Here is a 20488-nt window from a genome sequence, read left to right on the forward strand (position 1 = left end):
CCGACACCCTCCCGCCTCCCGCCCGCGGGCTAGGGAATCACCACGATCTTCCGGCCCACGCCCGCCGAGAACTGCGCCAGCGCCTCCGGATACCGCTCCAGCTCGATTCGGTCGCTGATGAAGACCTGCGGGTCGAGGACGCCGTTCGCGAACAGTTCCGCCGCCCGCTCGAAGCTGTGCAGCACCGCCATGGAGCCGGTGATGGTGATCTCCTGGTTGTAGATGCGGTACGGGTCGATCGACACCCGGGTCGCGTAGTCGGCCACCCCGAACTGCAGGAACGTGCCCGCCTTCGCCACCCGGTCCAGGCCGTCCTGGATCGCCGCCGCGTTCCCGGTCGCGTCGACGACGAGGTCCCAGCCCTGCGGCCGGTCCAGCTCGTCCGCGTTGGCCGCCGAGCCGGAGACACCGAGCGTGCGGGCCGTCTCCAGGCGGGCCGGGTTCAGGTCCACGACGTCGACGCTCGCCGCGCCGGTGCGCTTGGCCAGCTCCAGCATCATCAGGCCCATGGTCCCGGAGCCGTAGATCAGCACGTGCGCGCCGAGGCGGGACTTGAGGACGTCGTAGCCGCGCACCGCGCACGACAGCGGTTCGACGAGCGCCGCGTCCTCGGTCCGCACGTGCTCGGGCAGCTTCACGCAGTTCGCCACCGGGGCGAGCGCGTACTGGGCCGCGCCGCCCGCCGTGGTGACGCCGATCGCGGCCCAGCGTTCGCAGAGGTTGTTGTGGCCGTTGCGGCACTGCCGGCACTCGTAGCAGTAGAGCGAGGGGTCCACGGCCACCTGGTCGCCGACCGAGACCTCGGTGACCTGGGTGCCGACCGCGGCGATCTCGCCGGCGAACTCGTGGCCCGGCACGATCGGCAGCTTGGGCGCGAACTCGCCCTGGAGGATGTGCAGATCGGTGCCGCACAGCCCGCAGGCGGCGACCTCGACGACGACCTCGCGGGGGCCCGGCGTCGGGTCGGGGACCTCGGTGACGACGGCGCGGCCCACGGACTCGATGACGGCGGCCTTCATTTCACGGCTCCCAAGGAGAGGCCCTGGACCAGCTTGTCCTGGGCGGCGAACCCCGCGGCGAGCACCGGCAGGGAGATGACGAGCGACGCGGCGCACACCTTCGCCAGGAACAGGCCCTGGCTGGTGATGAAGCCGGTCAGGAACACGGGGGCGGTCTCGGCGACCACGCCCGTGAGGACCCGGGCGAACAGCAGCTCGTTCCAGCTGAAGATGAAGCAAATGAGGGCTGTCGCGGCGATACCGGGGAGGGAGATCGGGGCGACCACGCGCGCGAGGATGGTCGGCAGCCGGGCGCCGTCGATCTGGGCCGCCTCGATGACGGCGACCGGGACCTCGGCGAGGAAGGACTGCATCATCCACACCGCGATCGGCAGGTTCATGGAGGTGTAGAGGATGACCAGGAGCCAGATGTTGTCCAGCATCCCGGCGTTCTTCGCGAACAGGTAGATCGGCAGCAGGCCCGCCACCACGGGGAGCATCTTCGTGGACAGGAAGAAGAACAGGACGTTGGTCCACTTCTTCACCGGGCGGATCGACAGCGCGTAGGCCGCCGGGAAGGCCAGCACCAGCACGAAGAGGGTCGACGCCAGCGACGCCACCAGGGAGTTGACGAGCGCGGGCCAGGGGCTCGCGCCGCCTCCGGTGCCGAAGAAGTCCCGGTAGCCGTCCAGGGTGAGGGCGGCCCCGAAGGACGGCGGGTTGGTGGCCGCGTCCGCCTCCGAGTGGAAGGACGTCAGCGCCATCCAGGCGATGGGCAGGAAGAACACGATGCCGAGCACCCAGGCCACCAGGCCGAGGCCGGCGCCTTTGCGGCGGGCACGCGCGCGTACGGCGACACTGCTCATGCGCGGGACGCCTCCTCACGGAACAGGGACGACACGACGCGCAGCGCGAAGGTCGCGATGATGATCGAGCCGATGACGACCAGGACGCCGGCCGCCGAGGCGAGGCCGTTCTCGTGGGCCTGGTAGAAGCTCTGGTAGACGGTGTAGGGCAGGTTGGCGGTGCCGAGGCCGCCGGACGTGATGGTGAACACCGCGTCGAAGTTCTGGACGATGTAGATCGAGCCCAGCAGGGCGCCGAGTTCGAGGTACCGGCGCAGGTGCGGCAGCGTCAGATAGCGGAAGACCTGCCAGTCGCTGGCGCCGTCCACCTTCGCGGCCTCGATCTGCTGGTGGTCGCGGCTCTGCAGCCCGGCCAGCAGGATCAGCATCATGAACGGCGTCCACTGCCACACCAGCGATGCCTCGACCGCGAGCAGCGGGGTGTTGGAGATCCAGTCCGGCTGTGGGCCGCCCACATAGTGCAACAGACCGTTGAACAGGCCGTATTCAGGGTTGTAGAGCACATGCTTCCAGAGCAGGGCCGCGGCGACCGGCACCACCAGGAACGGCGCGATCAGCAGGGTGCGGACAAAACCGCGGCCCTTGAACTTCCGGTCCAGGAGCAGCGCGAGCAGCAGACCGAGGACCAGGCTGGCCAGCACCACCGCCACGGTGAGCAGGACGGTCGTCCACACCGAGTGGCGCAGGTCCGCGTCGCTCAGGACCTGGTGGTAGTTGTCGAGGCCGGTGAAGTGCCGGGCCTTCGGGTAGAGCGCGTTCCAGTCGAAGAACGAGATCACCAGCGTGGCCACGAACGGGAGCTGGGTCACGACGATCATGAAGATCAGGGCGGGGAGCAGCGGGGCACGGGTGGCCCAGGCGCGCAGCCGGTCCGAGGGCGGGCGCGCGGTACGGGTCGCGGTGGCGGCCAGCGGGGCCGTTGTCGTGGCGGTCATCGTCCCTCGTACTCCTTGGAGATCTGCTCGGCGAGTTTCTGGGACTTCCTCAGGGCCGAGTCGACGGACTGCCGTCCGGCGATGGCCGAACTGATCTCCTGGGAGACCTTGGTACCGAGGTCGGTGAACTCGGGGATGTCGACGAACTGGATGCCGGGCGCGGGCCGCGGCTGCACGCCGGGGTCGTTGGGCTTGGCGTTCTCGATGGCGGCCTTCGTCATCTCCTGGAAGGCGGCGGCCTCCTTGACGTAGTCCGGGTTGGTGTACGTCGAGGCGCGCTTCCCGGCCGGCACGTTGGACCAGCCGTCCGTGTCGCCGACCAGTTGCTCGTACTGCTTGCTCGACGCCCAGGACACGAACTTCCAGGCCTTGTCGGAGTTGTGGGACGCCTTCTGGATGCCCCAGGCCCACGTGTACAGCCAGCCCGAGGAGTCGGTCTTCTCGACCGGCGCGGGGACGTAGCCGATCTTGCCCTTCACCGGCGAGCCCTTGGCCTCCAGCGAACCGGCGGCCGAGGTGGCGTCGTACCACATGGCCACCTTGCTCTGGGTGATGTTGTTCAGGCACTCGGCGAAGCCGGACTGGGCCGCGCCGGACTCGCCGTGCTTGCGGACCAGGTCGACGTAGAACTTCGTCGCCTGCTCGAAGCCCGGGGAGTCGAGCTGCGCCTTCCAGTTCTTGTCGAACCAGGTCCCGCCGAAGGTGTTCACGACCGTCGTCAGCGGCGCCATCAGCTCGCCCCAGCCGGGCAGTCCGCGCAGACAGATCCCCTTCATGCCCGGCTTCGCGCCGTCGGCCTTCGCGGCCAGGTCGGCCACCTGGGTCCAGGTCGGGTGCGCCGGCATCGTGAGGTTCTTCGCCGCGAACACGTCCTTGCGGTACATCAGGAAGGACGACTCGCCGTAGAACGGCTGCCCGTAGAGCTTGCCGTCGTCCGCCGTCAGGGACTCCCGCATCGGTTTCAGGATGTCCTGCTCGTCGTAGGCCGGGTCCTTCGCGACGTACGAGTCCATCTCGTGCAGCCAGCCGTTGCGGGCGTAGATCGGGATCTCGTAGTTGGAGAGGGTCGCCACGTCGTACTGGCCGGCCTGGTTGGCGAAGTCCTGGCTGATCTTGTCGCGGACGTCGTTCTCGGGCAGCACCGTGAAGTTGACCTTGATGCCGGTCTCCTTCGTGAAGTGCGGCGCCAGCTTCTGGAGTTCGGTCATCTGGGGGTTGTTGACCATCAGGACGTTGATCGAGTTGCCGCCGGATCCGGCGCCGCCCGCTCCGACCCAGCAGCCGGAGAGCAGCGGGGCGAGCAGCGTCCCTACGGCGGCCAGGGCGAGCCTGGCTCGCGGCGGCCGTCGTCGGCTCTGGGTTCGCATGGATCGCTCCTGCAGTAAAGGGAGGTGGACATATGAGGACTTATGGGATGGCGGAGGCGTCGCCGGGCATGGCTGCGCCCCATGGAGGTCTCGGTTGGCATTCCGCACCGCGTCGAAGGCGCTCGGGGTGCTCTAGACGCGGATGACCTGCGGCCCCAGCAACGAGTAGCGGTGGGCCTCGGCCGACGGGAGGAGCGTGCTCGTGACGATCGTCTCCAGGGCGCCGACGTCGGCGAACCTGCAGAAGCTGACCGCACCGAACTTGGTGTGCACGCCCGCGAACACGGTGCGCCGGGAGGCGCGGATGGCCTGTGCCTTGACCTCGCTGACGGCGGGGTCGGGCGTGGTCAGGCCGTGCTCGCGGGAGATGCCGTTGGCGCCGATGAAGGCGAGGTCGAGGACGAAGCCGGCGAGCATCTTCGTCGTCCAGTGGTCCACGGTGGCCAGCGTCCCGTGCCGGACCCGGCCGCCGAGCAGCAGCACGGAGGTGTGCTCGGACTCGGCGAGTACGCCCGCCACGGGCAGGGACGCGGTGACCACGGTCAGCGGCCGGTCCCTGGGCAACGCCTCGGCGATGAGCTGGGGGGTGAAGCCCTCGTCGACGAAGACGGTCTCGGCGTCCCCGAGCTGCTCGGCCGCCGCGAGGGCGATCCGGCGCTTCTCGGGGACATGGCTGGTGGCGCGGAAGGCGAGCGTCGTCTCGAAGCCGGCGCTCTCCACGGGGTAGGCGCCGCCGTGGGTCCTGCGGACCAGCCCGTGGTCCTCCAGGGCCCGCAGATCGCGCCGTACGGTCTCCTTGGCCACGCCCAGCTCGGCGGCGAGCGCGGTGACGTCGACCGAGCCGGTGCGGCGCGCGACCCGCACGATCTCCCGCTGGCGTTCCTCCGCCGAACTCGTGGTCATGGCCGACACCGCCTTCCCGCTCACCTGGGTACTGCCCGTTCGGGCCCGGTGGGACCCTTGGGGGAAGTTCTACAGCCGGTGCGCGGCACTGACCAGGCCTGTTGCACGCCCGATGCTGCCCGTGTGTGACCGTTTACGGCACGCCGAGTCCGTCGCGGACCTGCGCGGCTGTGCGCCGGGGCGTGAGATCGGGCAGCGCCGGTGCCCGAACACGGCGGCGGGCGGGCCCGTTCGGTGCCCGCCCGCCACTCCTGAGTCCCTTTTCCCGTCAGTACGGCCAGATCGGCGGGTCGGTCACGAACTGGCCGCCGAGGTAGGCGTGCGCCTCGACGCCCGGCTGCAGCTCCCCGTGTTCGGCGATGAGCTTGTCGGCGTACGGTTCGGAGTCGTCCTGCGGCTCGTAGCCGAGGGCCCGCGCGGTCGAGAGGTCCCACCACAGGCGGGTGTTGGCGGAGGAGCCGTAGACGACGGTGTGCCGGACCTCCTCGGCGGTCAGGGCCGCGTGGAAGAGGCGGGCGCCGTCGGCGGGGCTCATCCAGATCGACAGCATGCGCACGCTGCTGGGCTCCCGGAAGCAGGAGCCGATGCGTACGGAGACGGTCTCCAGGCCGTGCTTGTCCCAGTAGAGCTGCGCGAGGTCCTCGCCGAAGGACTTCGACAGGCCGTAGAAGGTGTCGGGGCGGTGCGGGGTGTCGACCGGGATCAGCGCGCCCGCGTCGAGCGGTGTGCCGCCCTCGGGCCGCGGGGTGTAGCCGACGGCGTGGTTGGAGGAGGCGAAGACGATGCGGGGGACGCCTTCCTGGCGGGCCGCCTCGTAGAGGTTGTAGGTGCCCTCGATGTTCGACGCCAGGATCTTGTCGAAGGAGGCTTCCAGGGAGATGCCCGCGAGATGGATGATCGCGTCGACGCCCCGCACGGCCTCGCGGAGCGCCGCCCGGTCGGAGAGGTCGGCGGTGATCGCGTCCGGCTCGCCCTCGATGGGGCGGACGTCCAGCAGGCGCAGCTCGTAGCCGTAGGAGGGGAGCAGCTCCCGCATCAGGGTGCCGAGCCCGCCTGCGGCGCCGGTGAGCAGAACGGTGCGGGGAGCGGGCATCCTCGGTCTCCTGGGGGTCGGCAGTGGATGGCTGGCCTGGTTCATGAACGCACTCATGAACTGAATTCATATGCATGGACACGCTAAGGAGCGGTCACCATGCCCGTCAAGTGTGGCGCGGACCTGGGAAATCCGCTTCCTTGTTGCTCATTTGCCTGCTTGACCCACCCTGAGGCAGATCCTTAGGGTGGGGCTGTTCAGAAATGTGGACGTTGATCAGAAGAACGCACGCGTCTGTTTCAAGGGAGAGCCCGTGACGCCAGCCCCCCTCGCCGACCGGCTCAGTATCCCCAGCGGGCCGCTGTTCTTCCCCGTCACCCCGTACGGCCCCGACGGCTCCGTCGATCTCGACGTCTACCGCGCGCATGTCCGCCGGGGCGTCGAGGCCGGGGCCGCCGCCGTGTTCGCGTGCTGCGGCACCGGGGAGTTCCACGCGCTGCTGCCCGAGGAGTTCGAGGCGTGCGTCCGGGCGGCCGTGGAGGCGACCGGGGGCCGGGTGCCGGTGGTCGCGGGCGCGGGCTACGGCACCGCCCTCGCCGTCCGGTACGCGCGGCTCGCGGAGGACGCCGGGGCGGACGGGCTGCTCGCCATGCCGCCGTATCTGGTGGCCGCCGGGCAGGAGGGGCTGCTGCGGCACTACCGCGAGGTGGCCGCGGCGACCGCGCTGCCGGTCATCGTCTACCAGCGCGACAACGCGGTGTTCACCCCCGCCACGGTCGTCGAACTCGCCCGCACCGACGGCATCATCGGCTTCAAGGACGGGCTGGGCGACCTCGACCTGATGCAGCGGATCCTGAGCGCCGTCCGCACCGAAGTCCCCGGCGAATTCCTCTACTTCAACGGCCTGCCGACCGCCGAACAGACCCAGCTCGCCTACCGGGGCATCGGCATCACCCTCTACTCCTCCGCCGTGTTCTGCTTCGTCCCCGAGATCGCGCTCGCCTTCCACCGGGCGCTCACCACCGGCGACGACACCACGGCCAACCGCCTTCTGGACGGCTTCTACCGCCCGTTCGTCGAACTCCGCGCACAGGGACGGGGTTACGCGGTCTCGCTCGTCAAGGCGGGTGTGCGGATGCGGGGGCTGGACGTCGGCGAGGTCCGCCCGCCGCTGACCGAACCGACCGAGGACCACGTCAAGCAACTGGCCCAACTCGTCGAGCGGGGCTATACGTTGATCGAGCCGCAGATCGCGCCGCACGCCGAGCCGCAGGCAGATTCACGGATCGGGTCGCGGATCGAGTCGCGGATCGAGGAGGACGCGTGAAGGCATCGACGTTCGTCTACCCCTGGGACGTCAACGGCGACCCGGAGGCCGGCGACAGGATCGCCCGACTCGGCGTCCAGCAGGCGACCTTGGCCTCCGCGTACCACTCCACGCGCGCGCTGACCCCCCGCCACCCGCGCCACCGCGTCGTCACCGCCGAGCACGCGGCCGTGCTGTATCCGCCGGACGACCGGTGGCAGGGACGGGAGCTGAGCCCGTACCCGGCCGGGGACTGGGCGCCGGGCGACGCCTTCGGGGAGGCCGCCGCGGCTCTCGCCGACGCGGGCCTTGAGGTCCACACCTGGGTCGTCCTCGCCCACAACTCCCGCCTGGGCGCCGACCGTCCGGACACCTCGGTGGTCAACGCCTACGGCGACCGCTACCCCTGGGCCCCCTGCATCGCCCAGCCCGCCACCCGCGCCTACCTCACCGACCTCGCCGCCGAGGCCGCCGTACGCCCCGGCGCGCGCGGCACCGAGCTGGAGTCCCTCGGCTGGTACGGCCTCACCCACCTGCACGCCCACGACAAGACCGCCGGGGTCGGGCTCGGGGAGGCCGGCCAGTACCTCATGTCCCTGTGCTTCTGCCCGACCTGCCGCCAGGGCTACGGCGAACACGGCCTCGACGCCGAGGAGTTGGCGACGTCGGTGCGCGCCGCACTGGAGCCGGTGTGGCAGGGGGCGCCCTCCGACGGCGGCTGGGCGGGGGTCGAGAAACTCCTCGGCGACGCCAACGCGACGGCCACCCGCGCGTGGCGCGACGAACGGGCCCGCACCCTCCAGGAGGCGGCGGTCGCAGCGGTCCGTGCCGCCGCACCCGCCGGCTTCCAGGTCCTGCTGCACGCGGACCCTGAGTCGTACCACTGCGGCGCCAACGTGGGCGTGGACCCGGGGCACATCCTCTCGGTGGCGGACGGTGTGGTCGTGCCCTGCACCGCGGGAGCGGGGATGCTGACCCCGTTCGCCGAACACGCGGGTGACGCGACGGTGTTGGCCGCGAACTTCACGGTGGTCTCCGGGATGGGCGGACGACCGGGGGCGCTGGCGGCGGACGCGCAACGGGCCCGTGGCCTCGGCGCGACCGAACTACGGCTGTATCACGCGGGGTTGGCGTCGGAGGGCGACTTGGCGGAGGTGCGGTCGGCACTCGCGGAGCTCTGAGACGGCCCCTTGTCCGGCGCCTGGTCCGAGCCGCGGGCCGGAGCGGGCGCACCCGCCCCGGCCACCCCCAGCCAGGCCCCCGTGGCGAACAGCCCCAGCCCGGTCACGGTCAACAGCAGCCGCACATCCACCAGTTCGACCAGTCCGGCCCCCACCCCCAGCCCGATCACGTTGGGCGTGAAGACCAGGGTGTTGGCGGTCGCGGTGCCCCGCCCCAGCAGCGGTCCCGGCAACTCCCGCTGCACGGCGGTGAACGCGGCGATCAGCACACACGGCAGCCCGAGCCCGATCGCCACACCGCCCGCCGGCACCACCGCGTCGGACGGCACGGCCCGCGCCGTCACCCCGAGCGCCGTGAGCGCGATCCCGGCCGCCCCGAACCGCCGCTCGCCGAGCCGTCGCAGCGCGGGCCCCGAGACCAGTCCGACCGCGACCGAGCCGGTGCCCTGGGTCACGTACAACACACCCGTGTAGGCGGGGGAGTGGCCCAGGGCGTCGACGATCGCGTAGGTCGCTGAGCTGCTCAGGGCGGCGAGGAACATCGTGGCCCCGCCCGCCAGGACGAGCGGGCGCAGCACCGGATGACGCCACAACTCCCGCACGCCCTCGGCGGTTTGGGCCCGCCAGCTGCCGTCGGGGCGCGACGGCCGTTCCTCCCGGGCGCGGATCGGCAGCCACAGGACCGCCGCCACCGCGAAGGTGAAAGCGTCCAGGACGGCCACCGAGGGCCCGCCGAACGCGGCGTACAGGCCCGCGCCCGTCAGCGGCGCGACCAGCTTCATGCCCTCGACGGCCGTCATCCGCAGCCCGTTGAAGTCGCCGAGGAGGTCCCGGTCGACGACGGCGCCGAGGAGGGCGGACTCGGCGGGGTCCTGGACGGCGGCGGTGGTGCCGTAGACGAAGAGGACCGTGAACAGGAGCCACAGGTCGGTGCGGGAGTCGACGGCGAGGAGGGTGAGGAGGAGGGCGGCCAGGCCGAGGTCGGTCCCGATCAGCAGGGGCTTGCGGCGGACGCGGTCGGCGATCGTGCCGAGGGCCGGGCCGCACAGGGTCGGGGCCCACACGGCGAAGGTGCACAGTGCGGCGAGGCCGTTCGAACCGGTGAGGTCCTTCACCCACACCCCGGCCGCGAGCCCGAGCGCGGACGAGCCGAAGGCGGACACGACCAGGCCCGCGAGATAGAGGCCCGCGTCGCGGTCCCGCAGGATGCGCGTCACCGTCCAGTTTGTCGTCATGCCTGGTCATCGTGGGTCTAAGGCGGGGGAGGCGGCATCGGGCAGGTGCCGTAGAAAAGGGCGGGTGGCAGGGGTGCGGGACGGGGGAGCGATGAGTTTCGGGCGTGCCGTCGGTCTACCTGGTGAACGCGGCCCACGAGCCCGACGCACGTGACCGCCTACCTCCCCGGAAGGGCAGCGCATGAGTGACAACCTGTTCGACTTCGGACCGCAGACCCGGGTCGTCGCCCGCCTCGCGGAGGGCATCCCGGACGACCGGCTCGGCGACGGGACGCCGTGTCCCGACTACGCCGTACGGCATCTGCTGGCCCATGTGCTCGGTCTGTCCGTCGCCTTCCGCGACGCCGCGCGCAAGGACCTGGGCGCCACCACCGACACCAGCCCGACCCTCGCCGCCCTGCCCGACATCGGCCCCGACTGGCGTGCCGAACTCCCCAAGGCCCTGGACGGACTCGCCGAGGCCTGGCGCGACCCGGCCGCCTGGACCGGTATGACCCGCGCGGGCGGCGTGGACCTCCCCGGCGCGGTCGCCGCGGCCGTCGCCGCCGACGAACTGGTCATCCACGGCTGGGACCTGGCCACGGTCACCGGCCAGTCCTACGCCCCCGACCCGGCCGCCCTGCGGATGTCGTACGACTTCCTCCTCGCGGCGACCGAGGACCCGAGCCGCGGGGGCGGCATCTTCGGCCCGGTCGTGGCGGTGGCGGCGGACGCGCCGTTGCTGGACCGGGCGCTGGGGCTCAGCGGGCGCGATCCGGGGTGGAAGCCGTAGCGACGGCCCCGGCCTTGTGGCCCATGGGCCCGTCCACCGCGCGGGCCCTGGCACACCACCCGAAAGGTGAGCGCCAGGGCCTCCGGAACCGTACTCTTCCGCACCATGCCCCTCAGCCTCACCACCCTCGGCACCGCCTCTCCCCACCCGCGCCCCGGCCGGCCCTGTTCCGGGTACCTGCTGCGCGGCGGGGGCGCCGAGGTGTGGGTGGACGCGGGCACCGGAACGTTCGCCGAGTTGCAGCGGCACACGGATCCGGCGCGGCTGACGGCGATCTGGATCTCGCACCTGCACGCCGACCACAGCGCCGATCTCCTCGCCGCCGCCTACGCGTTCGCCTTCGGCGGGATGGCCCCGGCCGCCCCGATCCCGCTCTACGCCCCGCAGGACTGCGCGAGCCGCCTCGCCGGGTTCCTCGGCCGCCCGGACGTCCGGTTCCTCAACGGCGTCTTCGACTTCCGGCCGCTCTACGACGGGCACACCGTCCGGCACTGGAACCTCCGGCTCACCACACGCGCCGTCGTCCACGACACCGAGGCGTACGGGCTGCGCGCCGAGTGCCAGGGCAGTGTCCTGGGCTACTCGGGGGACAGCGGACCCTGCGAGGCGCTGTCCGAACTCGCGGGCGGCGCCGACGTGTTCCTCTGCGAGGCCGACCTCGACCGGCATCGCGAAGGCGAACGGCGGGTTCACCTCACGCCCGAGGACGCCGGTGCCTGTGCCAAGGGCGCGCGCGAACTCCTCATCACCCACGTGGGACCCACCCTCACCCGCGAAGCGGCCCTGGAACGTGCCGCCGCGATCTTCCCCGGCCGGACCTCCGTCGCGCTCGAAGGCGTCACCAAGACCATGTGACGCCGTGCGGCGGTCCGTCGCGGGTTCTTCTGTCAGAAGCATTGACGAAACAAAAGCGCGCTCCTACCTTCAACGCGTCGTACTTCGTACGTCATATATGAGACGCGATACGCGAGATCAGATACGCGACCGCAGCCACGTGACATCCGAGAGGCGCGCATGACCTCTGTGCCCACGCCGATCCCGTCCCGCACGCAGTACGTGCAGGAGGAGATCAAACGCCGCATCCTCACCGGTCGGTTGACCCCGGGTCAGCCCCTAGTCGAGACCGAACTCGCCGCACAGTTCGGGGTGTCCAAGACCCCCGTGCGCGAGGCGCTCAAGACCCTGGCCGGCACCGGACTCGTCGTGATGAACCAGTACAAGGGCGTCACGGTGCGCATGGTGGACGCGGACATGGCGCGCGAGGTGTACGACGTACGGCTGCTCCTCGAACCCGAGGCGCTCCGCCGGGCCGTACGGCTGAGCGCGTCCCTCGACGACGCCCGCGACGCCCTGACCCGCGCCGACGAGGCCACCGACACCGCCGAACGCTCCCTGGCCAACCGGGAGTTCCACCGTGCCCTGTACCTGCCGTGCGGCAACCCGCTGCTCGGCCGGATGCTCGACGAGGTCCGCGACCAGGCCGCCCTGGTCTCCGCCGTCGCCTGGGCCGCCTCGCCCTCCTGGGAACGGGAGGCCGGCGAACACCGCGAGATCCTGCGCCTCGCGCTGGACGGCGACGCGGACGGCGCGGCCACCGCACTGCACGCCCACATCGCGTCGTTCGTGCAACGCGCCTTCCCCGGAACCGGGTTGGGATCCCAGGGAGAGGACGGTCAGGCATGACAGCGGCGTTCGAGGCCCAACGCACCGCCCTGGCCGACGTGGTGGCGATCCCGGTCACCCCGTTCGCCGAGGACGGCGGCATCGACCAGGACACCCACCGCGCCCTGCTCCGCCGCCTGCTCGACGGCGGGATCGGCATCCTCACGCCGAACGGCAACACCGGCGAGTTCTACGCCCTCACCCCTCAAGAGCGGCAACTGGTAACGGAGTTGACCGTCGACGAGGCGGGCGACCGCGCCGCGGTCCTGGTCGGCGTCGGGCACGACGTGCCCACCGCCGTCGCCTCCGCGCGGCACGCCCGCGGCCTCGGCGCCCGGATGGTGATGGTCCACCAGCCCGTCCACCCGTACGTCTCGCAGGGCGGCTGGGTCGACTACCACCGGGCCATCGCCGAGGCCGTGCCCGACCTGGGCGTCGTCCCGTACATCCGCAACGCCCAGCTGCCCGGCGCCCGCCTCGCCGAACTAGCCGACGCCTGCCCGAACGTGATCGGGGTCAAGTACGCCGTCCCGGACGCGGCCCGCTTCGCCGCCTTCGCCCGGGACGCGGGGCTCGAACGCTTCGTGTGGATCGCGGGGCTGGCCGAACCGTACGCGCCCTCCTACTTCTCGGCGGGCGCCACCGGCTTCACCTCGGGGCTCGTGAACGTCGCCCCGTCCGTCTCGCTGAACATGATCGAGGCCCTGCGGTCCGGCGACTACCCGGGCGCGATGAAGGTGTGGGAGCAGATCCGCCGCTTCGAGGAACTGAGGGCCGCGAACGGCTCCGCGAACAACGTCACGATCGTCAAGGAAGCGCTTGCGTCCCTCGGGCTGTGCCGCCGCGAGGTCCGCCCGCCGAGCAAGACCCTGCCCGAGAGCGAGCGCGCCGAGGTCGCCGCGATAGCCGCCGGATGGTCGACATGAAGTCACCGGAAGAGCTCAGAAGCCACCAGTGGTACGGCACCGACGGGCTGCGTTCCTTCAGCCACCGCGCCCGCACCCGTCAGCTCGGTTACCTCCCCGAGGAACACCTCGGCAAGCCCGTCATCGCCGTCCTCAACACCTGGTCGGACATCAACCCGTGCCATGTACACCTCCGTGACCGCGCGCAGGCCGTGAAGCGCGGGGTGTGGCAGGCGGGCGGCTTCCCCCTCGAATTCCCGGTCGCCACCCTCAGCGAGACCTTCCAGAAGCCGACCCCGATGCTCTACCGGAACCTCCTCGCGATGGAGACCGAGGAGCTGCTGCGGTCCTACCCCGTGGACGGCGCGGTGCTGATGGGCGGCTGCGACAAGTCGACGCCCGCGCTGCTGATGGGCGCCGCCTCCGTCGACCTCCCCACCGTCTTCGTCCCGGCCGGGCCGATGCTGCCGGGCCACTGGCGCGACGAGGTCCTCGGCTCCGGCACCGACATGTGGAAGTACTGGGACGACCGCCGCGCGGGCCTCATCGGCGACTGCGAGCTGACCGAGCTGGAGAGCGGCCTCGCGCGCTCACCCGGGCACTGCATGACCATGGGGACCGCGTCCACGCTGACGGCCGCCGCGGAGGCGCTCGGGGTGACCGTGCCGGGCGCGTCGAGCATCCCCGCCGTGGACTCCGGGCACGATCGGATGGCCGCGCAGTCCGGCATGAGGATCGTCGAACAGGTCCACAAGGGACGTGTCCTCTCGTCGATCCTCACCCAGGAGGCCTTCGAGGACGCGGTCACCACCATCCTCGGCCTCGGCGGCTCCACCAACGCCGTGATCCACCTCATCGCCATGGCCGGCCGCGCGGGCGTCCGCCTCACGCTCGACGACTTCGACCGCATCGCCCGCACGGTCCCGGTCCTGGCCAACGTACGGCCCGGCGGCCGGACGTACCTCATGGAGGACTTCCACTTCGCGGGCGGCCTCCCCGGCTTCCTCTCCCGCATCCCCGACCTGCTCCACCTCGACCGCCCGACGGTCTCCCACGACACCCTCGGCGAGCAGCTCGCGGGCGCCCGGGTGCACAACGACGACGTGATCCGCCCGCGCGACAACCCGGTCGCGTCCGAGGGCGGGGTCGCCGTCCTGCGCGGCAACCTCTGCCCGGACGGCGCCGTCATCAAGCACATCGCCGCCGAACCCCACCTGCTGAAGCACACCGGCCCCGCGGTCGTCTTCGACGACTACCGGACCATGCAACGCACCATCAACGACCCGGAGTTGGGCATCACCGCCGACAGCGTCCTGGTGCTGCGCAACGCGGGCCCCAAGGGCGGCCCCGGCATGCCCGAGTACGGCATGCTCCCGCTCCCCGACCACCTCCTCAAGCAGGGCGTCCGGGACATGGTCCGCATCTCCGACGCCCGCATGAGCGGGACGAGTTACGGCACGTGCGTGCTGCACATCGCGCCCGAGTCGTACGTCGGCGGGCCACTGGCACTCGTCCGGACCGGGGACACCATCACCCTGGACGTCGAGGCGCGCACCCTCCAACTCAACGTGGATGACGAGGAGTTGGCGGCACGCCGCGCGGAGTGGACACCGCCGCCCGCACGGTACGAACGCGGCTACGGCGCGCTCTACAACGACCAGATCACCCAGGCGGACACCGGCTGCGACTTCGAGTTCCTGGCCCGCCCGGGCAAGGTCGCCGACCCGTACGCGGGCTAGCCCCCCAGTCCCTCCCGCGCAGCGCACAGCACCGCACCGCACCCATCGAGAAAGCGCTTCACCCCTTACGCGACCCACCCCGAGCGACTCGTACCCGACCCACCGCAAGCGAACGGAGAACAGTCATGGCCCAAGCCGCAGCCGTGGCGAAACCGCCCGCGCCACCCCGGCGGCGCCGTGCCTCCGCGACCCCGCGCAGGCTCCCGTACCTGCTGATCGCCCCGGCGGCGCTGCTCATGCTGGGCTTCATCGCCTACCCGGTCATCAGCGTCTTCTACTACAGCCTGCAGAACTACAACCCCACCAAACCGTGGCGCAACGGCTTCGCGGGCCTCGACAACTTCACCCACGCGTTCACCAACGACCCACAGTTCTGGGACACGTTGACGTTCAGCGCCAAGTGGGTCGTCGTGGAGGTGGGCCTCCAGCTGCTCTTCGGCCTGGCCCTCGCACTGATCGTCAACCAGACGTTCGTGGGCCGCTCCATCGGCCGCGCGCTGGTGTTCTCCCCATGGGCCGTGTCGGGCGTGCTGACCTCCGCGATCTGGGTGCTGCTCTACAACTCCCAGACGGGCGTGACCCGTTACCTCGCCGACATGGGCATCGGCCAGTACGGCACGAGCTGGCTCTCCGACCCCTCGACCGTCTTCTCCGCGGCCGTGGTCGCGGACCTCTGGCGAGGCGTCCCCTTCTTCGCGATCCTCATCCTCGCCGACCTCCAGTCCGTGTCGAAGGATCTCTACGAGGCCGCCGAGGTCGACGGCGCGAGCCGCTTCCAGCAGTTCCGCAACATCACCCTGCCGCACCTCAAGGACGCGATCGTGCTGTCCACGCTGCTGCGCGCGGTCTGGGAGTTCAACAACGTCGACCTCCTCTACACCCTGACCGGCGGCGGCCCGGCCGGCGAGACGACCACGCTCCCGCTGTACGTCGCCAACACCAGCGTCGAAGCGCACAACTTCGGCTACGCGTCGGCCCTGACCACGGTGGCGTTCGTGATCCTGCTCTTCTTCTCGATCGTCTATCTGCGGCTGAGCAAGTTCGGAGGCGGCGACAAGTGATCACCGAGATCGCCCCGGCCCGCGAGCGGGAGACCACCGTCCCGCAGCAGCCGCGCAAGGTCCGCCGCGCCTGGGACGAGGTCCCGCGCTGGCAGATCTACGTCCCCCTGGGGATCTACCTCGTCTTCACCCTGATCCCCTTCTACTGGATCCTCCTCTTCGCGTTCCGCCCGGCCGGTTCGACCTCCCTGGTGCCCTGGCCGATGACCTTCGACCACTTCCAGAAGGTGTGGACCGACCGCAGCTTCGGCGTCTACTTCCAGAACAGCGTCTACGTCGGTGTCGCCACCCTGGTCCTCACCACGGTGGTCGCCCTGGCCGGCGGCTACGCGCTGGCCCGCTTCGAGTTCCGGGTCAAGCGCGCGTTCATGCTGGCCCTGCTCTGCTCCCAGTTCGTGCCGGGCGCCCTGCTGCTGGTGCCGCTGTTCCAGATCTTCGCCAAGCTCCAGATGATCAACTCGCTCGGCAGTGTCGTCATCGCGGAGACCGTCTTCCAGCTGCCGCTGTCGATGATCCTGATCAGCGGCTTCATCCGGAACGTCCCGCAGTCCCTGGAGGAGGCCGCCTGGGTCGACGGCTGCAGCCGCTTCGCCGCGTTCCGCATCGTCGTCCTCCCGCTGTTGCGGCCCGGGCTGATCGCCGTCGGCTCCTTCGCCTTCGTGCACGCCTGGAACCACTTCCTGTTCGCCCTGATGTTCCTGTCCGACCAGAGCAAGCAGACGATCCCGGTCGGCCTCAACACCCTCATGGGCGCCGACAGCGTCGACCTCGGCGCGCTCGCCGCGGGCGGCATCATCGCGGCTGTACCGGTGGTGATCGTGTTCGCCTTCATCCAGAAGTGGCTGATCACCGGCTTCAGCGCGGGGGCGGTGAAGGGATGAGGAAACCGCTTACCCTGCTGACGAAGATCGTCGAAGCAGGGAGAACCCCATGAGCCCCACCACCGGTCCCACGACCGCCTCCGCACCCGTTTCCGTACCCGCCCCCGCACTCGTGTCCCCGCCCGTCTCCACGCCCGTCCCCGTCGTCCTCGCGGGCGCGCGCGGCCACGGCCGCTGGCACGTCGACAACATCCGCAGGCTCCAGGACAAGGGGCTCGTCCGCCTCGCCGGGATCTGTGAGCTGACCCCGCTGACCGAGGAGGAGTTCGGCGGTGAACTCCCCGCGCAGTCACCTGACTTCGGCGCCCTCCTCGACTCCACCGGCGCCCGGGTGGCGGTGGTCTGCACCCCGATCCCGACCCACACCGACCTCGCCCTGGCCGCCGCGGAGCGGGGCGTGCACCTGCTGCTGGAGAAGCCGCCCGCGCCGTCGTACGCCGAGTTCCGCCGGATGGCCGACGGGGTCGCCGCGGCCGGAGTGGTCTGCCAGATCGGGTTCCAGTCGCTCGGCTCGCACGCCGTGCCCGCGGTCCGCGAACTGATCGAGAAGGGCGCGATCGGTACGGTCACCGGAGTCGGCGGCGCCGGTGCCTGGGCCCGCGACGAGGCGTACTACCGGCGCGCGCCCTGGGCGGGCAAGCGGCGGCTGAACGGCGTCGACGTGATCGACGGCGCGCTCACCAACCCCCTCGCCCACGCCGTCGCCACCGCCCTCGCCCTCAACGAGACGACCCGTGCCGAGGACGTCGTCCGCATCGAGACCGAACTCCTGCGGGCCAACGACATCGAGTCCGACGACACCTCCTGCGTCCGTGTCACCACCGTCCAGGGCCGTCCGGTCACCGTCGCCGCGACCCTGTGCGCCGAACACCCCGGTGAGCCCTATGTGGTGGTGCACGGCAGCGAGGGCCGGATCACCTACTGGTACAAGCAGGACCGCGTCCTGCTCCAGCGCGCGGGCCACGGCCCCGAGGAGTTCGAGTACGGCCGCACCGACCTGCTGGAGAACCTCGTCGGCCGTCTCACCGACGGCGACGCCCTGTTGGTCGAACCCGACGCGACAGGCGCCTTCATGAAGGTCGTCGAGGCGATCCGCCGGGCCCCCGACCCGGCCCCACTGCCCACCGACGCCTGGCGGATGATCCCCGCCGAGCACCGCCGGGTCGTCCCCGGCATCGACGCACTGGTCACGGCGGCGGCCGACACCCTCGCCCTCTACTCCGAACTGGGCGCCGTCTGGGCCCCACCGAAAGAGGTGAGCACCTGATGATCACCCACGACACGCCGGTGCTGCGCGTCGCGGGCCGCCCGGTCGCCCGCTACGTCACCCGGCCCGAGCTGCCCGACCGGCTCTCCCCGCGCCCGTATCTGCACCCCGTGACCACTCTCGCGGGCACGGCGGTCACCGAGCTGAGCCCGGTCGACCACACCCACCACCTCGGCGTCGGTGTCGCCGTTCCCGACGTCGAGGGGCACAACTTCTGGGGCGGGCGCACCTACGTCCGTGGTCAGGGCCCCACGGAACTGGACAACCACGGCGCCCAACGCCACTCCGCCTTCCAGCTCCGCGACCCCGACGGCTTCGTCGAGGAACTCCGCTGGGTGGCCTCCGGCTCCGAGCTGCTCCGTGAGCGCCGTACCGTCGGCGCCACCGAACTCACGGACACCGCCTGGGCGTTGGACTTCACCTTCTCCCTCACCAACATCACACCGGACCCCCTCTCGATCGGCAGCCCCGCCACCAACGGCCGCCCGGGAGCCGCGTACGGCGGCTTCTTCTGGCGGGCCCGCAAAGAGGCGGAGCCCCCGGGCGTCTTCACCGCCGACGGCGAGGGCGAAGCGGAGATCCACGGCACCCGCGCCGACTGGCTCGCCCTCGCCGGGAGCGGCTGGACCCTCGTCCTGGCCGGCGCCACCGACCGCACCCGCCGCGACCCGTGGTTCGTCCGCACCGCCGAATACCCGGGTGTGGGCTCCTCGTTGGCGACCGAGGAACGGCTGCCGATCCCGCCGGGCGACACGGTCGTACGGCGGATCGTCACCGTCGTCGCCGACGGCCGCCTGGACCGCGCCGAGGCCGCCGCGCTCGTGCGGAAGGCGGTCGGCCAGTGACCCGCGGGACGTACACCAACCCCGTCCTGAACGCGGACTGGTCCGACCCGGACGTCATCCGCGTCGGCGACGACTTCTACCTCACCGCGTCCAGCTTCGGCCGCGTCCCGGGACTGCCCCTGCTGCACTCCCGCGACCTGGTCAACTGGACCCTGGTCGGCCATGCCCTCCAACGCCTAGAGCCCGCCGCGGAGTTCAGCACGCCACGGCACGACTGCGGTGTGTGGGCACCGGCGTTGAGGTATCACGACGAACGCTTCTGGATCTTCTGGGGCGACCCGGACCGGGGCATCTTCCAGGTCAACGCCCCGGAGATACGCGGCCCTTGGACCAGCCCGCACCTCCTCAAGGAAGGCAAGGGCCTCATCGACCCCTGCCCCCTGTGGGACGACGACCACGACGAGGCCTACCTGGTGCACGCCTGGGCCAAGTCCCGCGCGGGCGTGAAGAACCGCCTCACCGGCCACCGCATGCACCCCGACGGCACGACCCTCCTCGACGACGGCAAGGTCATCGTCGACGCCGACCGCATCCCCGGCTGGTTCACCCTGGAGGGCCCCAAACTCCATCTGCGCGACGGCTGGTTCTGGATCCTCGCCCCCGCGGGGGGAGTCGGGACCGGCTGGCAGGGCGCGTTCCGCTCCCGCGGCTTCTTCGGGCCGTACGAGGAGCGGGTCGTCCTGGAGCAGGGGGACACCGACGTCAACGGCCCCCACCAGGGGGCGTGGGTGGACACACCGTCCGGCGAGGACTGGTTCCTGCACTTCCAGCAGCGCGGCGCCTACGGCCGGTTGGTCCACCTCCAGCCGATGCGCTGGGACGACGGCTGGCCGGTCATCGGTGACGCGGGCACCCCCGTGGCCGTGCACCCGAGACCCGGTCTTCCGCCGCAGCCGCCCGCCGTGCCCGCCACCGACGACGACTTCCCCGGCGGACGGTACGGCCGCCAGTGGCAGTGGACGGCGAACCCGCAGGACGGCTGGGCCACCCAGCACTCCGGCGACGGCCTCCGCCTGGCCTGCGTCCGCACCGCCGACACCCACGACCTGCGCCGCCTCCCGAACCTCCTCACCCAGCGACTGCCCGCCGACCCCGTGGCCGTCGAGGTCGAACTGCGCCTGCACAGCGAGGAGCCGGGAGCGTGTGCCGGACTCGCCGTGCTCGGTGACGCGTACAGCTGGATCGGGCTGCGGCGGGGCGCGGACGGCACGGTGACGTTCGTCCACCGCTTCGCCGAACCCGGCGCCGAGCGGGAGCGCGACGCGGGCGAGACCTGCCCCGCCCCCGCGGGCCGGGTCCGCCTCCGCATCGAGATCGGCACGGGCGCGCGCTGCCGTTTCCGCTACGACGTCGGGGACGGTCCGCGTCCCAGCGGCCAGGTCTTCGCCGCCACCCCCTGGCGCTGGGTCGGCGCCCTGCTCGGGCTGTTCGCGCTCGCGCCCGTCGGCACGGGACATGCCGGCGCTGCTGCCTTCGCGCGGTTCCGGATCAGTCCGCTCCACTAACCCGCCCTGCACGTACGCCTGTTGGGA

Annotated in this window: 19 protein-coding genes; 12 read left to right on the plus strand and 7 right to left on the minus strand. The window is 71.3% G+C overall.

Annotated elements, in window-relative coordinates; translation table 11 throughout:
- Positions 1-29: 29 nt before the first annotated feature.
- The 6 genes from ACIPTO_RS25825 to ACIPTO_RS25850 form a co-directional block, all read right to left on the minus strand.
- The gene (locus ACIPTO_RS25825; protein WP_401195948.1) at positions 30-1019 is read right to left on the minus strand and encodes a zinc-dependent alcohol dehydrogenase family protein; all 990 of its coding nucleotides are present in this window, start codon (positions 1017-1019) and stop codon (positions 30-32) included.
- Positions 1016-1864 carry a carbohydrate ABC transporter permease gene (locus ACIPTO_RS25830; RefSeq protein WP_366319446.1) on the minus strand — a complete coding sequence of 283 codons (849 nt, stop codon included), beginning with the start codon at positions 1862-1864 and terminating at the stop codon, positions 1016-1018. The genes ACIPTO_RS25825 and ACIPTO_RS25830 overlap by 4 nt, the downstream gene beginning before the upstream one ends.
- Positions 1861-2799 carry a sugar ABC transporter permease gene (locus tag ACIPTO_RS25835; protein ID WP_366319444.1) on the minus strand — a complete coding sequence of 313 codons (939 nt, stop codon included), beginning with the start codon at positions 2797-2799 and terminating at the stop codon, positions 1861-1863. The genes ACIPTO_RS25830 and ACIPTO_RS25835 overlap by 4 nt, the downstream gene beginning before the upstream one ends.
- A complete protein-coding gene (locus ACIPTO_RS25840; RefSeq protein WP_366319442.1) occupies positions 2796-4166 on the minus strand; it encodes a sugar ABC transporter substrate-binding protein in 1371 nt (456 codons plus the stop codon). Before ACIPTO_RS25840 ends, ACIPTO_RS25835 begins: the two co-directional genes overlap by 4 nt.
- Positions 4167-4298: 132 nt before the next feature.
- Complete coding sequence (locus tag ACIPTO_RS25845; RefSeq protein ID WP_366319440.1) at positions 4299-5069, minus strand: DeoR/GlpR family DNA-binding transcription regulator; 771 nt, start codon at positions 5067-5069, stop codon at positions 4299-4301.
- Positions 5070-5337: 268 nt separating this feature from the next.
- Positions 5338-6162: an NAD-dependent epimerase/dehydratase family protein gene (locus ACIPTO_RS25850; RefSeq protein WP_401195952.1), complete on the minus strand. Its 825-nt coding sequence runs from the start codon at positions 6160-6162 to the stop codon at positions 5338-5340.
- Between the two features lie 253 nt (positions 6163-6415).
- Between ACIPTO_RS25850 and ACIPTO_RS25855 the strand changes: the two genes are divergently transcribed.
- Complete coding sequence (locus ACIPTO_RS25855) at positions 6416-7429, plus strand: 5-dehydro-4-deoxyglucarate dehydratase (protein ID WP_401195954.1); 1014 nt, start codon at positions 6416-6418, stop codon at positions 7427-7429.
- A complete protein-coding gene (locus ACIPTO_RS25860; protein ID WP_401195956.1) occupies positions 7426-8589 on the plus strand; it encodes a hypothetical protein in 1164 nt (387 codons plus the stop codon). The genes ACIPTO_RS25855 and ACIPTO_RS25860 overlap by 4 nt, the downstream gene beginning before the upstream one ends.
- Here the strand turns inward: ACIPTO_RS25860 and ACIPTO_RS25865 are convergent.
- The gene (locus tag ACIPTO_RS25865) at positions 8526-9824 is read right to left on the minus strand and encodes an MFS transporter (protein WP_401195958.1); all 1299 of its coding nucleotides are present in this window, start codon (positions 9822-9824) and stop codon (positions 8526-8528) included. The two genes, ACIPTO_RS25860 and ACIPTO_RS25865, sit on opposite strands and share 64 nt — an antisense overlap.
- A gap of 181 nt (positions 9825-10005) precedes the next feature.
- On the opposite strand from ACIPTO_RS25865, the gene ACIPTO_RS25870 reads away from it, so the two are divergent.
- From ACIPTO_RS25870 to ACIPTO_RS25915, 10 genes are all read left to right on the plus strand, one after another.
- Positions 10006-10596 (plus strand): TIGR03086 family metal-binding protein, encoded by a 591-nt coding sequence (locus ACIPTO_RS25870; RefSeq protein WP_366319430.1) that lies wholly within the window; start codon positions 10006-10008, stop codon positions 10594-10596.
- Positions 10597-10701: 105 nt separating this feature from the next.
- Positions 10702-11451, plus strand: a complete 750-nt coding sequence (locus tag ACIPTO_RS25875) for an MBL fold metallo-hydrolase (RefSeq protein WP_401195960.1) — start codon at positions 10702-10704, stop codon at positions 11449-11451.
- 159 nt (positions 11452-11610) lie between these two features.
- A complete protein-coding gene (locus tag ACIPTO_RS25880) occupies positions 11611-12279 on the plus strand; it encodes a GntR family transcriptional regulator (RefSeq protein ID WP_366319426.1) in 669 nt (222 codons plus the stop codon).
- Positions 12276-13184, plus strand: coding sequence for a dihydrodipicolinate synthase family protein (locus ACIPTO_RS25885; RefSeq protein WP_366319424.1), 909 nt, complete (start codon positions 12276-12278; stop codon positions 13182-13184). Before ACIPTO_RS25880 ends, ACIPTO_RS25885 begins: the two co-directional genes overlap by 4 nt.
- Positions 13172-14902: an L-arabinonate dehydratase gene (araD, locus tag ACIPTO_RS25890; RefSeq protein ID WP_401195962.1), complete on the plus strand. Its 1731-nt coding sequence runs from the start codon at positions 13172-13174 to the stop codon at positions 14900-14902. Before ACIPTO_RS25885 ends, araD begins: the two co-directional genes overlap by 13 nt.
- A gap of 125 nt (positions 14903-15027) precedes the next feature.
- Positions 15028-15963, plus strand: a complete 936-nt coding sequence (locus ACIPTO_RS25895) for a sugar ABC transporter permease (protein WP_318015563.1) — start codon at positions 15028-15030, stop codon at positions 15961-15963.
- A complete protein-coding gene (locus tag ACIPTO_RS25900) occupies positions 15960-16844 on the plus strand; it encodes a carbohydrate ABC transporter permease (protein ID WP_366319420.1) in 885 nt (294 codons plus the stop codon). The genes ACIPTO_RS25895 and ACIPTO_RS25900 overlap by 4 nt, the downstream gene beginning before the upstream one ends.
- 49 nt (positions 16845-16893) lie before the next feature.
- Positions 16894-18111, plus strand: a complete 1218-nt coding sequence (locus ACIPTO_RS25905; protein WP_401195966.1) for a Gfo/Idh/MocA family protein — start codon at positions 16894-16896, stop codon at positions 18109-18111.
- Positions 18111-18956, plus strand: coding sequence for a PmoA family protein (locus ACIPTO_RS25910; RefSeq protein WP_401195969.1), 846 nt, complete (start codon positions 18111-18113; stop codon positions 18954-18956). Before ACIPTO_RS25905 ends, ACIPTO_RS25910 begins: the two co-directional genes overlap by 1 nt.
- Positions 18953-20461 (plus strand): family 43 glycosylhydrolase, encoded by a 1509-nt coding sequence (locus tag ACIPTO_RS25915; protein ID WP_401195972.1) that lies wholly within the window; start codon positions 18953-18955, stop codon positions 20459-20461. Before ACIPTO_RS25910 ends, ACIPTO_RS25915 begins: the two co-directional genes overlap by 4 nt.
- The last annotated feature ends 27 nt before the right edge of the window (positions 20462-20488 follow it).

Origin of the sequence: Streptomyces sp. NPDC090083 (assembly GCF_044747445.1) — a bacterium.
GTDB lineage: Bacteria > Actinomycetota > Actinomycetes > Streptomycetales > Streptomycetaceae > Streptomyces.

Excerpts from the sequence above, each read along its gene's own strand:
- ACIPTO_RS25850 (WP_401195952.1), bottom strand. The coding sequence starts at position 6,162 with ATGCCCGCTCCCCGCACCGTTCTGCTCACCGGCGCCGCAGGCGGGCTC.
- ACIPTO_RS25840 (WP_366319442.1), bottom strand. The coding sequence starts at position 4,166 with ATGCGAACCCAGAGCCGACGACGGCCGCCGCGAGCCAGGCTCGCCCTG.
- ACIPTO_RS25885 (WP_366319424.1), top strand. The coding sequence starts at position 12,276 with ATGACAGCGGCGTTCGAGGCCCAACGCACCGCCCTGGCCGACGTGGTG.
- ACIPTO_RS25895 (WP_318015563.1), top strand. The coding sequence starts at position 15,028 with ATGGCCCAAGCCGCAGCCGTGGCGAAACCGCCCGCGCCACCCCGGCGG.
- ACIPTO_RS25880 (WP_366319426.1), top strand. The coding sequence starts at position 11,611 with ATGACCTCTGTGCCCACGCCGATCCCGTCCCGCACGCAGTACGTGCAG.
- ACIPTO_RS25910 (WP_401195969.1), top strand. The coding sequence starts at position 18,111 with ATGATCACCCACGACACGCCGGTGCTGCGCGTCGCGGGCCGCCCGGTC.
- ACIPTO_RS25870 (WP_366319430.1), top strand. The coding sequence starts at position 10,006 with ATGAGTGACAACCTGTTCGACTTCGGACCGCAGACCCGGGTCGTCGCC.
- ACIPTO_RS25845 (WP_366319440.1), bottom strand. The coding sequence starts at position 5,069 with ATGACCACGAGTTCGGCGGAGGAACGCCAGCGGGAGATCGTGCGGGTC.
- ACIPTO_RS25865 (WP_401195958.1), bottom strand. The coding sequence starts at position 9,824 with ATGACGACAAACTGGACGGTGACGCGCATCCTGCGGGACCGCGACGCG.
- ACIPTO_RS25835 (WP_366319444.1), bottom strand. The coding sequence starts at position 2,799 with ATGACCGCCACGACAACGGCCCCGCTGGCCGCCACCGCGACCCGTACC.
- ACIPTO_RS25830 (WP_366319446.1), bottom strand. The coding sequence starts at position 1,864 with ATGAGCAGTGTCGCCGTACGCGCGCGTGCCCGCCGCAAAGGCGCCGGC.
- ACIPTO_RS25825 (WP_401195948.1), bottom strand. The coding sequence starts at position 1,019 with ATGAAGGCCGCCGTCATCGAGTCCGTGGGCCGCGCCGTCGTCACCGAG.
- araD (WP_401195962.1), top strand. The coding sequence starts at position 13,172 with ATGGTCGACATGAAGTCACCGGAAGAGCTCAGAAGCCACCAGTGGTAC.
- ACIPTO_RS25875 (WP_401195960.1), top strand. The coding sequence starts at position 10,702 with ATGCCCCTCAGCCTCACCACCCTCGGCACCGCCTCTCCCCACCCGCGC.
- ACIPTO_RS25905 (WP_401195966.1), top strand. The coding sequence starts at position 16,894 with ATGAGCCCCACCACCGGTCCCACGACCGCCTCCGCACCCGTTTCCGTA.